This is a genomic window from Pseudomonas sp. YuFO20 (genome assembly GCF_035064975.1).
Taxonomy (GTDB): Bacteria; Pseudomonadota; Gammaproteobacteria; order Pseudomonadales; family Pseudomonadaceae; genus Aquipseudomonas; species Aquipseudomonas putida_AE.
In genome coordinates this window covers 1-10,894 of sequence record NZ_JAXDEO010000103.1, presented here as the reverse complement: position 1 = coordinate 10,894, position 10,894 = coordinate 1, and the positions used below count along the sequence as shown (strand labels likewise).

Annotated in this window: 8 protein-coding genes; 2 read left to right on the top strand and 6 right to left on the bottom strand. The window is 59.7% G+C overall.

Translation table 11 applies throughout. The features are described 5' to 3' along the window. Window positions 1-3,805, top strand: a 3,805-nt coding sequence (locus SOP85_RS29995; RefSeq protein WP_323629278.1) for an RHS repeat-associated core domain-containing protein, incomplete at its 5' end; no start/stop codon positions are given. A 109-nt stretch (window positions 3,806-3,914) separates the two neighbouring features. Here SOP85_RS29995 and SOP85_RS29990 read toward each other — a convergent pair. Beyond that, on the bottom strand, window positions 3,915-4,562 hold the full coding sequence (locus SOP85_RS29990) for a response regulator (RefSeq protein ID WP_323629277.1): 648 nt from the start codon (window positions 4,560-4,562) through the stop codon (window positions 3,915-3,917). Between the two features lie 70 nt (window positions 4,563-4,632). Beyond that, the gene (locus SOP85_RS29985) at window positions 4,633-4,917 is read right to left on the bottom strand and encodes a helix-turn-helix transcriptional regulator (RefSeq protein ID WP_274077121.1); all 285 of its coding nucleotides are present in this window, start codon (window positions 4,915-4,917) and stop codon (window positions 4,633-4,635) included. A gap of 363 nt (window positions 4,918-5,280) precedes the next feature. On the opposite strand from SOP85_RS29985, the gene SOP85_RS29980 reads away from it, so the two are divergent. Then, window positions 5,281-6,468 (top strand): pyridoxal phosphate-dependent aminotransferase, encoded by a 1,188-nt coding sequence (locus SOP85_RS29980; protein WP_323629276.1) that lies wholly within the window; start codon window positions 5,281-5,283, stop codon window positions 6,466-6,468. A gap of 127 nt (window positions 6,469-6,595) precedes the next feature. Here the strand turns inward: SOP85_RS29980 and SOP85_RS29975 are convergent, their stop codons facing one another. From SOP85_RS29975 to SOP85_RS29960, 4 genes are read right to left on the bottom strand one after another with little or no spacing between them, the layout of a single operon-like run. Further along, window positions 6,596-7,573 (bottom strand): 2-hydroxyacid dehydrogenase, encoded by a 978-nt coding sequence (locus SOP85_RS29975; RefSeq protein ID WP_323629275.1) that lies wholly within the window; start codon window positions 7,571-7,573, stop codon window positions 6,596-6,598. 13 nt (window positions 7,574-7,586) lie between these two features. After that, window positions 7,587-8,882, bottom strand: coding sequence for an MFS transporter (locus SOP85_RS29970; RefSeq protein ID WP_274077118.1), 1,296 nt, complete (start codon window positions 8,880-8,882; stop codon window positions 7,587-7,589). Window positions 8,883-8,922: 40 nt separating this feature from the next. Next, window positions 8,923-9,945, bottom strand: coding sequence for a sugar kinase (locus tag SOP85_RS29965; RefSeq protein ID WP_323629274.1), 1,023 nt, complete (start codon window positions 9,943-9,945; stop codon window positions 8,923-8,925). Then, window positions 9,938-10,720 (bottom strand): sugar phosphate isomerase/epimerase family protein, encoded by a 783-nt coding sequence (locus SOP85_RS29960; protein WP_323629273.1) that lies wholly within the window; start codon window positions 10,718-10,720, stop codon window positions 9,938-9,940. Before SOP85_RS29960 ends, SOP85_RS29965 begins: the two co-directional genes overlap by 8 nt. Between the last annotated feature and the right edge of the window lie 174 nt (window positions 10,721-10,894).

The window sequence follows — 10,894 nt, the reverse complement described above, 5'->3', positions numbered from 1 at the left end:
CGCCAAGGACCACAACTTTCTCGGCTTTGGCAGCGGTCTGTCCTGGAGCGATGATGGCCTGGACAACCTCTATAAAGTGCGCTCCCCGTTCGACTACGAAACCACCGAAATTCTCTGGGACGCATCGAGCAATAAAAAGGTGCGTGAAACCCGGCGAGTGTTCAACCGCTTTCATCTGTTGACCCTGGAAGAAACCACCCAATACACCACAGATCCGGGGAAAGACCACACCTACCAGAGGACCGACACCGAGTACTACATCGACCCGAACCTGGGCTTCAAGGACCAGAAGCCCTATTGCCAGCTGCCGAAAACCGTGACCCAGACCTGGCGCCACGTCAGCGCCACATTGCCCCGCCATGTGCAGACTGTCACCACCACCTACGACGACTTCGGCAACCTGCTGACCCAGGTCAACGCCGACGGCGTGACCGAAACCAGCGAGTGGTACCAGGCGCAAGGCGAGGTGGGCTGCCCGCCCGACCCGCAGGGGTTTGTGCGCAATATCAAAAGCAAGACCGTGAAGCCGTCTGCCTCCCAATATGGCAAGGCCCCGACCCTGCAGACCCTTTACACCTACACCGCGGAACTGGGACTGACCGGTTCCGGGCCCTGGCTGGCCATGAAGGACGAGACGCTGGGGCAGGTCATCAATGGCCAGGGCCAGGCGCTGCAGGTCACTGCCTACAAATACATCAACACGCCAAACAACCCGTTCGAACACGGGCGCAAGTTGCAGGACGCCGTGACGCTCAACGGCAAGACCACCACCACCGCCTATACCTACAGCATGGCCCGAAATGCCCGTAGTGGTGAGGCGGTGCTGCACACGGTCAACACCCTGACTGGTTTTGACGGGCAGAAAAAAATCATCAACCTGGAGCATTCCCTGTTCAATGGCGAGCCACTGCTCAACCATGACGACAACAAGGTGGAAATCGCCTACGAGTATGACCTGTTAGGGCGTGTGACCAAGGAAACCGTGGCGCCGGGCACGCCTTATGAGGCCAGTCGTAACTACACCTACTCGCTGGTCAACGCCAATGGTCAGCAGGCGACTCAAACCGCCAGGGACGTCAAGGGTGTAGAAACCATCACTCACCTGGACGGGCACAATCGGGTCATCAAGGAAACACGCCGCGATGCCGATGCCCTGGGCGGCAATCCGCAAGCGTTTCGCGAGACCTACAAAGCCGCCTACAACCACCTGGAGCAGTTGATCAGCGAGACCGTGATCGACTGGGAAAGGGCCACGGACGTGCCCTTGACCAGCCTGTTCAACTACGACGATTGGGGTGAGCAGCGCAGTGTGATTCGACCCGATGGCGTCGAGGAGCACGAGGTCACAGACCCGATTGGCCGCACCACCACACAATGGCTCGACGGCATGGGCAAAACCGTGACGGTCAACAACCTGTTCGACAAACCCGACAGTGTTAAACGTATCGACCTGGGCGGTCAGACGATCAGCGAGCATCTCTACCACTACGATGGCATCGGGCGGACCGCCGAGGAATATGATGCCGCCAGCAACTGGACGCGCTATGAGTACGACGCTTTCGACCGGATGACCAGGACGGTTTTGCCCGACAGCAACGAAGTCGAGCGCCAGTACGCCGCGCACAGCAGTGAAGACCTGCCGGTGAAGATCAGCGTCAACGGCAGCGTACTGGGTGAACAGGGCTTCGACGGGCTCGATCGGATGGTCGTGTCGATTACCGGCGGACGTAAAAGTGTCTATAACTTTGATCCGGGGCAAAGCCAGCCGAAAAGCGTCATGCGGCCCAGCGGTGTGGAAACCGGTTACGTCTACCGGCCGGAACTCGGTGAAGACCCGGAGCAGCGGATCGCCGTTGAAAGTACCGCCGTCTATACCTATGACGCTGAAAACGCGCGCCTGCGCAGCACTGAAGAAGTCGACGCAGCGGGCATTAAACATAGCCTTGAACGCCAGTATTTCAGTACCGGTGAGGTGAAATCGGAAAAACGTGAACAGACCGGTGGATCGCCGTACACCATGTTCTACGAATACAGCCGACAGGCCAGGTTGATGAGTTATACCGATGTGCTCGGGCAAATCCAGACCTACGAGTACGACGGGTTTGCCCGGTTGGTGGCCACTGAGCTGGGCAGCACTCGCTCGACCTTCACCTACGACACTGTGGGGCAACTCAAGACAATCGACACCCTCGATGGTACGCAAAGGCTGAAGATCGACCTGGAGTACGATGATTTCGGCCGTGAGACGCTGCGCACGTTCGACATGGGCAATCAGGTCGTTCAGACCCTGAGCCAGGCGTACGACGAAGTCGACCGGCTGACAATGCGCTCGTTGATGCAAGGCAATCAGACCCTGCGAGACGAAACCTACGCGTATGACGCACGTGGACGCCTGGTCGACTACAGCTGCACGGGCAGCCAGCGGCCTGAAGACCCCTATGGCAAGGTGATCAAGGGACAAGTATTCAGCTTCGATGCGCAGGACAATCTCGACTTCGTGGAAACCACGTTCGAGGGTGGGCGCCACGCGATCTATTTCGAGTACAGCAATCCGCAAGATCCTTGTCAACTGACCGGGCTGAGCAATGTATTGACTCCACCCAGGCCTGGCGACCCGCTCTATCCGCCGAGAATCGACTTCAATTATGACGCCGAAGGTAATCTGCTGCAGGACGAAGTCGGGCGCATTTTGGCCTATGACAGCCTGGGGCGTCTGATTAGCGTCAGCGCCTTGGCCGGTGGGACGGAAAGTGACTATCACTATGACTCGCTGGACACGCTGAGCGGCAGCAGTGTTGGCGGCAGTCACGAACAGCGTTTCTACCAGAACGGTGAACTGTCCAACCAGATCGAGGGTGCCAATAGCAGTACTTTCGTACGTGCCGAAGGAAATGTGCTCGCCGAGCACCAGGCAGGTGCTGGCCCAAAGTCCCTACTGCTGGCCAGTGATGACAAGAACAGTGTGCTGTGTGAGGTTGGGCAGGGTTTGACGAATGGCATTGCTTATTCCGCGTATGGGCACAGCAGTTCAGAGCAACCGGTGAGTGCACGGTTGGGTTACAACGGCGAGCTTCGGGAAACGTCAACCGGTTGGTATTTGCTGGGTAATGGGTATCGTGTGTTCAATAGGCTGTTGATGCGGTTTCATAGTCCGGATAGTTGGAGTCCGTTTGGGGAGGGTTGGATTAATTCTTACACTTATTGCGAGGGAGATCCGATATCTAATTCGGACCGTGACGGGCATTCGGTAGTGGGGCGGATTCTGCGTTTGTTCAGATCTACTACTAAGACCGTGGACGCGGAAAATATGCCCGCGGCGCTTTTGATAAACTCTAAGGCGCGCCCGGCAACCGTTCGGCCTATCCAGACCAAACACGTAAGGCAGTTGAATAAAGCCACCAAATTACGAAAATTGAAATATAACGAAATAATGGCAGAAACTGATAAAATGGCTCGGGATTCAGACTTTGTAAAGGCTTATGAGAAACAACATAAGGTGAGCTTTGTAAAGGAGGTAACTTCGTGGCGTAACGCTGCAGGCGAAGCTGTTAATAATGCCCGAGACGTGCAGAAATGGGCGAATAATAATATTGGCATGCCTGGTATAACCCGAGAGGCTGAAAGCGTGCTAAAAGCTGATGCATTGCAGTACGATAAAATTGCAGCAATGAACAGTAATTTAAGAAGCTCTAACTTTGATAATTGGCAGCAAAATCAAATGTATCAAGATAATCAGCAAAGGGCTAGGAACATAGGTAAACCTAAAGGTGTGAGGAATCGCTTGGGTATTGATAATCAGAGATAGATACTGTGCCAGACGAACTGGATGGTGACGCAGGGTGCAAAGCACCATTCAGTTTTTTTATCGCACACTACGTACACTTAGCGGATTTACAGCTCGCGAGAATAGAGTCTCATCCCAACCCACTCACCCGCGCAAACTCCACCAACCCACCGTCATGGCCAAGTCCCAACTTGTCCATGGCGGTTCTTTTTTGCCTGCTGATGGTTTTTTCACTGCGATTCAACTGCGCGGCAATCTGCCGGCCGGACAACCCCTGGACGAACAACCGCACCACCTCCATTTCTCGTTCCGAAAGATTCGCCGTCGCGTCGGAACGACAGTGGGGCAGGGACCGGGCCTCGAGAATCCGGGCAAAAGAAGGGCTGAGATAGCGACGCCCCTTGGTCACACTGTTTACGGCCTGTCTCAGTTCGCTCAACGGGCTGCGCTTGTCGAACAGGCCGCATACGCCATGATTGAGCAAGGCCTGCAGCAGGGAAGGGTTGCGCAACATGGTCATCACGATGAGCGGTATGTGGCCGAAGTGACGGTTCAGGTAACCCATCAATGCCAGGCCATCGGGAAAGCGCCCGTAGGGCATCGAATAATCGCTGATCAGGATGTCGCAGGGTGTGACGTCCAGGTGATAGATCAGCTCATCGGCGTTGAGCGCTTCAGCGACCACGGAAAACGGCGATCCGGGCGATGCGGTCAAGGCCGTCCTGGCACCTATCAACACTACCGGATGGTCATCGGCAAGAATGATGCGCTGGCTCATGAAGCCGCGCCCCGGTCGGCAACACCAGCGCGATGCAGGTGCATCGCGGCAGGCATTGGCCGGCCGCGGGTCAAGGCAGATGAATCAGGCCTTGCTCCAGCGCCTTGACCACAGCGCTCCAGCGCGAGCTCACACCGAATTTTCGGCGGATGTTGCAGAAGTGGTAGTTCACCCCGGCTTCGGTGCATTCGACGATCTGGCCGATTTCCCAGGAGGATTTGCCGGCAGCGCTCCACTGCAAGACTTCTCTTTCCCTGTTGGTGAGTGTGATCGGCTTGGGTTGTGCGGGTTCCGGTGGCTGGAAACTGACCTGGGCTGACGATGACCGTGTTGGAGCTGGGTTGGAACGGTACATGACGGACTCTCCCAATTATCATCAATGATGGCGTGGGCACGGCAGAATCTTCCTACTTCATAAAGGCATGGTTCATGCGGCCTGCCTTCAGACACCTGATTCAGGGCTGTCGGCATGGTCCAGTTATATCGAAAGCAGACGACTTTGGAACCTGACAGAAATTACAGGTAGGCGACTTTAATGACGAAATGCCGATATGGCTGTCAGCTATCGCACCGTCTGGTGTAGGTATTTTCTACGCGATGCGCCGGTGCAACCTTTTGAACAATAAAATCCCGATTGAAGGGGATTCGAACGCCAGGGTGGCGCGCTTCGCGATTTGAGATAGGGTTGTGTCAGGAACTCGCGCGACTGGAGAAATACATGCGCTATTCAGGCTTGACCCAACGCATCGCCGGTGAAGGCGCCGCGGCCTGGCAGATTCATGACCGCGCACTGGAAATGCGCGCACAGGGCGTCGACATATTGCTGCTGTCGGTCGGCGACCCGGATTTCGATACACCCAAGCCCATCGTTCAGGCGGCCATCGACAGTTTGCTGGCCGGCGACACCCACTATTCGTCAGCGCGTGGCAGTCGGGCCTTGCGCGACAGCATTGCCCGGCGACATCGACGTCGAAGCGGTCAGGTGGTGGACGCCGACCATGTGATCGTGATGCCCGGGGCGCAAAACGCGGTGTATTCGGTCGCGCAGTGCGTGCTCGATCCGGACGACGAAGTGATAGTCGCCGAACCGATGTACGTGACCTATGAAGGGGTGTTCGGTGCGTGTGGGGCGAAGGTGGTGCCGGTGCCGGTGCGTCCGGAGAACGGTTTTCGGGTCGATCCGGCGGACGTGGCGGCCCGGATTACCCCCAAAACCCGCGCGCTGTTGCTCAACAGCCCGAACAATCCTTCCGGCGCCAGTCTGTCGCTGATGATCTGGCAGGAGCTGGCGTTGCTGTGTATTCGGCATGACCTGTGGCTGATCAGCGACGAGGTCTACAGCGATCTGCTGTACGAGGGCGAACACATCAGCCCGGCCAGCCTGCCGGGCATGGCCGAGCGGACGGCGACCATCAACAGCCTGTCCAAATCCCATGCCATGACCGGCTGGCGAGTGGGCTGGGTGATCGGGCCAAAAACCTTGAATGACCATCTGGAGCATCTGTCGTTGTGCATGCTGTTCGGCATTCCGGAGTTCGTGCAAAAGGCCGCGCAGCTGGCGCTGGATGAAGACCTGCCGGAGGTGGCGTCGATGCGCGAAGAGTATCGCCAGCGCCGCGACCTGGTGTGTGCGAGCCTCAGGCATTGTCCGGGTATCCGTCCGATCCGGCCGGATGGCGGGATGTTCGTGATGGTCGACGTGCGCCAGACCGGGCTGACCGCCCAGCATTTCGCCGAGCGGCTGCTGGAGGGGTATGGGGTGTCGGTGCTGGCGGGGGAGGCGTTTGGGCCGAGTGCGGCGGGGCATATCCGCATTGGGCTGGTGGTGGATCAGCGCAAATTGGCGGATGCGTGTCGGCGCATAGCGCTGTGTGCGATGGATCTTCTGGAGGCGCGGCGGGCCTGAGGGATTTGTGGTGGTTGGGCCGGCCCCTTCGCGATCAAGCCCGCTCCCACACTCGATCTGTGGCGTTCACAAATCCCTTGTGGGAGCGGGCTTGCTCGCGAAGGCTGCCTGACAGGCGCCAATTATGTCAGCCCCTCCACGCCGCGCCATTCACCAGGTTCTTCGGCCGTTCACCCGCCAACGCCGCCAGCAGATTATCCACCGCACACCGGGCCATGGCCTCCCGTGTCTCATGGGTCGCCGAACCCATGTGCGGCGTCGCCACCACGTTGTTCATCTGCAACAACGGCGAGTCAAGATTCAGCGGTTCACGCTCGAACACATCCAGCCCGGCCCCACGAATCTGTCCCGTGCGCAACGCCTCGATCAGTGCCGCTTCGTCGACCACCTTGCCCCGGGAAATGTTGATGAAGATGGTTTCGGGACGCATCAGGGCAAATTGCTCTGCGCCGATCAGGCCTTCGGTTTCAGCGGTCAGCGGCAAGGTCAAACAAACAAAATCGGCCTGCTGCAACAGCTCCGACAGGCTGCGGTACTGTGCATTGAAACGCTGCTCCACCGCCGGTTTCGGCGAGTGGCTGTGGTAGATCACCGGCATGCCGAAACCGAAGTGCCCACGCTGGGCCAGCGCTTCACCGATGCGCCCCATGCCGATGATGCCCAGGGTCTTGCCATGCACATCGCTGCCGAAATGCGCGGGGCCGATGTTGCGGGTCCATTGCCCGGCGCGCACCAGGTTCGCCAGTTCCACCACGCGCCGGGCACTGGCCAGGATCAGGGCGAAACCGGTGTCGGCGGTGGTTTCGGTGAGCACGTCGGGGGTGTTGCTGAGCAGGATCCGGCGGTCGGTCAGGTAGTCGATGTCGTAGTTGTCGACCCCCACCGAGACGCTGGCGATGGCCTCCAGGTTTGGCGCCAGGTCCAGCAGTCCGGCGTCCAGTTTCAGGCTGGCCCCCAGCAAGCCGTGCGCGTGGGGCAGGGCCTCGCGCAGACGGGCCAGGCCTTCGTCGTCGAGGCTTTCGATCAGCGTCACCTCGGCCTGCTCGTGCAAGCGGGCCATCAGCAGCGGCGAGAGTTTCTTGTACAGAACAACCTGCTTTTTCATAGTCGTCATCCAGTCAGGAATGGGCGGCGGTACGGGTCACAGCGACCGGGGGACGCTCCCGGTCACTGGCGCCGGGTTTGAGGAACATCGTCAGCACCACCGAGAACATCAGCGCGCCGCTCATCAACAGGTAGGATGCGCCGGGGGAACCAGTGGAGCTGTTCAGGTAGCCGACCAGGTAGGAGCCGCCGAACGAACCGAGCGCGCCCATGCTGTTGATCAACGCCATCGCGCCGCCGGCCACGTTGGCCGGGAGGATCTCCGGAATGATCGCGAAGAACGGCCCGTAAGGGGCATACATGCAGGCACCGGCAATCACCAGCAAGGTGTAGGACCACCAGAAATGTTCGGCGCCCAGGGCGTAGGACGCATAGAAAGCGATCGAGGCGATCAACAGTGGTGGCCAGACGAAGCGTTTGCGTTTTTGCAGTTTGTCCGAGCCCCAGGACACCAGCAGCATGCCGATCACCGCCGCCAGATAAGGCAGCGCCGACAGCCAGCCGGCCTCGACCATGTCCATCTGTGCGCCGGCCTTGAGGATCGACGGCAGCCACAGCACGAAGCCATAGACGCCGATGCTCCAGCAGAAGAACTGCAGGGCGAGGATGATCACTTTCGGCGAACGGAAGGCTTCGGCGTAGTTCTTCACCGCCTTGATGCCGACCTGTTCGGCGGCCAGGGCGCTTTCCAGGTCCTGTTTTTCCTGGTCGTTGAGCCACTTGGCCTGGGCCGGACGATCATCGGCCAGGCGCCACCAGATAAACGCCCAGAGCACCGCCGGCAAGCCTTCGACGATGAACATCCAGCGCCAGCTGTAATGCTGCACCAGATAGCCCGAGACCACCGACATCCACAGCATGGTCACCGGGTTGCCGAGGATCAGGAAGGTGTTGGCCCGCGAGCGTTCGGCGCGGGTGAACCAGTGGCACAGGTAGATCAGCATCGCCGGCATGACGGCAGCTTCGACCACGCCGAGCATGAAGCGGATGACGATCAGCCAGTAGGCGTTGGAGACGATCCCGGTCAGGGTCGCGAGGCTGCCCCAGAGGATCAGGCTGACGAAGATCAGTTTCTTCACGCTGTGTTTCTGCGCGTAGATCGCTCCCGGTACCTGGAAGAAAAAGTAACCGAGGAAGAACAGCGCGCCGAGCATCGACGACAGGCCCGGGGTGATCATCAGGTCGGCGGCCATGCCGGACGCGGCGGCGAAGCCGTAGTTGGCGCGGTCCAGGTACGCCAGGCTGTAGGTGATGAACACGATGGGCATGATGTACCACCAGCGGCGGGTGGCGAGGGTTGCGGTTTTCATGGTGATGCTCCTGAGCTTGTTGTTTTTGTCGCAGCAGGTGTTAAATCTTCAGTGACTGTGCCGGCCTCATCGCCAGCAGGCTGGCTCCCACAGTTTTTGTGGGAGCCAGCCTGCTGGCGATGACGGCCTCGAATTCAACGGACATCTCGGCTCGGGTCGGCAACCCCTCCATATCCCCCCGACTCTGCACCGCCCGGCTGCCAATCCAGTTGGCGCGCTGCACGGCGTCGGCAAAGCTGTGGTTTTCCAGGAGGGCGCTGATCATGCCGACGGCAAAACCATCGCCGGCACCGACGGTGTCGACCACCGTTTGCACCGGCACACCAGCGACGAAACCCTGATCCAGGTGTGTGCGGTAATAAGCGCCGTGCGGGCCGAGTTTGATCGCCACGGCTTCGGCGCCCTGGCCTAAGTAGAACGCGGCAATGTCGGCCGGGTCTTCGAAACCGGTGAGCAAGCGACCTTCGCTCAGCCCCGGCAGCACCCAGTGGGCGAGGGCGGCTAGGCGGTTGATCTCAGTGATCATCTTTTGCTCGCTGGCCCACAGGCTTGGGCGCAGGTTCGGGTCGAACGACACGCTGCGCCCGGCCTGGCGCATGCGGGTCATCAGTTCGAAGGACATCTGCCGCGCGGTTTCAGAGAGCGCCGGGGGAATGCCGGTGGCGTGCAGGTGCCGGGCTTTGAGCAGTTCGGGCACGATCGAGTGCAGTGACAGGTGACTGGCCGCCGAACCACGGCGGAAATATTCGACCGCAGGATCGCTGCCATCGTCGGTGCGCGACTTGAGCTGGAAACCGGTGGGGTGCGCGGGGTCGATGTCGACGTGGCAGCAATCCAGGCCTTCCTGTTCCAGCGTGTCGATCACGAAGCGACCCAAGGAGTCGGCACCCACCCGGCTCAACCAGGCCACCTTGAACCCCAAGCGCGACAAGCCGATGGCGACGTTGCTGTCGGCACCGGCGATGCGTTTGTGAAACGCGCCGACGCTGGCCAGGTCGCCTGCCTGCTCGGCGACGAACATCGCCATGGTTTCGCCGAACGACAGGATATCGATCTCAGACATGGGCGTTCTCCAGCTGCGCGTGGCCCAGGTGGGCGAGGGCGGCGACGTGTTCAGTGGTCAGTTGCACCAGGTCGTCACCTTGCAGCGGATACTCCGCGGCTCGCATAACCCCTTGGGCCATGTGCCGCAGCAGCTGTTCCCACTGATGCAGGTCGCTGGCGGCGGGTGGGATGGCGACCAGCTTGCCGTCGGCGCGGCGGGTCACCGCCTTGCAGTGCACATATCCGACGTGGCGGCCGAGCAGGCGCGCGGCGCTGGCAGGCGACTGGTCCTGCCAGTGCCAGTTGCCGATGTCGAAGGTCATCTGGATGGGCAGGCTGTGTTGCTCGACTTCAGCAAAAAAACGCTGGAACGGCTCGATGCGACCGCCCTGCAGGGTCTGGTCGTTCTCGACCAGCAGATGCACCGGGCTCTGCGCGAGTGTGCGGTTCAGGGCCGCAAGGTCACAGTTGTCGGTGAAGTAACCCAGGGACACCTTCAGCCATTTGGCCCCGAATGCCTGGGCGCGTTGCAGCGCGGTGACCAGCTCGGGATTGGGTTTCGACTGGCCGGCCAGCCACAGTTCCATGGGTGAGGAATAGACGCTTTCAAGGCCCACGGCTTGAGTAGCGTTGGCCAGTTGAGCGGGGTCTTCAGCGGTCAGCAATTCTTCGCGCCATTCGATGCGCGAGGCGCCGGCGGCGGCCAGTACGTCGATGAAACTGCCTTGACCGCGCTGGCGTACCAGATCGGCGCCGTAGCTGGAGAGGCTGATGGAAACGGCAGGTTTGTTCATTGTTTTTCTACCTCTGAAACCGGTTTCATTTTTGTTCAAAAAAAATGGCGATCTTTCGGGCCTCATCGCCGGCAAGCCAACTCTCTGTAGGAGCTGGCTTGCCAGCGAAGGGGCCCGCCCAATCACCGGAAAACTCCAAGGGTCGACCCCCTGACTATCAACCGCGCCGAAAAA

Coding starts and splice junctions, on each gene's coding strand:
- SOP85_RS29990 (WP_323629277.1), bottom strand. CDS start 4,562: ATGAGCCAGCGCATCATTCTTGCCGATGACCATCCGGTAGTGTTGATA.
- SOP85_RS29985 (WP_274077121.1), bottom strand. CDS start 4,917: ATGTACCGTTCCAACCCAGCTCCAACACGGTCATCGTCAGCCCAGGTC.
- SOP85_RS29980 (WP_323629276.1), top strand. CDS start 5,281: ATGCGCTATTCAGGCTTGACCCAACGCATCGCCGGTGAAGGCGCCGCG.
- SOP85_RS29975 (WP_323629275.1), bottom strand. CDS start 7,573: ATGAAAAAGCAGGTTGTTCTGTACAAGAAACTCTCGCCGCTGCTGATG.
- SOP85_RS29970 (WP_274077118.1), bottom strand. CDS start 8,882: ATGAAAACCGCAACCCTCGCCACCCGCCGCTGGTGGTACATCATGCCC.
- SOP85_RS29965 (WP_323629274.1), bottom strand. CDS start 9,945: ATGTCTGAGATCGATATCCTGTCGTTCGGCGAAACCATGGCGATGTTC.
- SOP85_RS29960 (WP_323629273.1), bottom strand. CDS start 10,720: ATGAACAAACCTGCCGTTTCCATCAGCCTCTCCAGCTACGGCGCCGAT.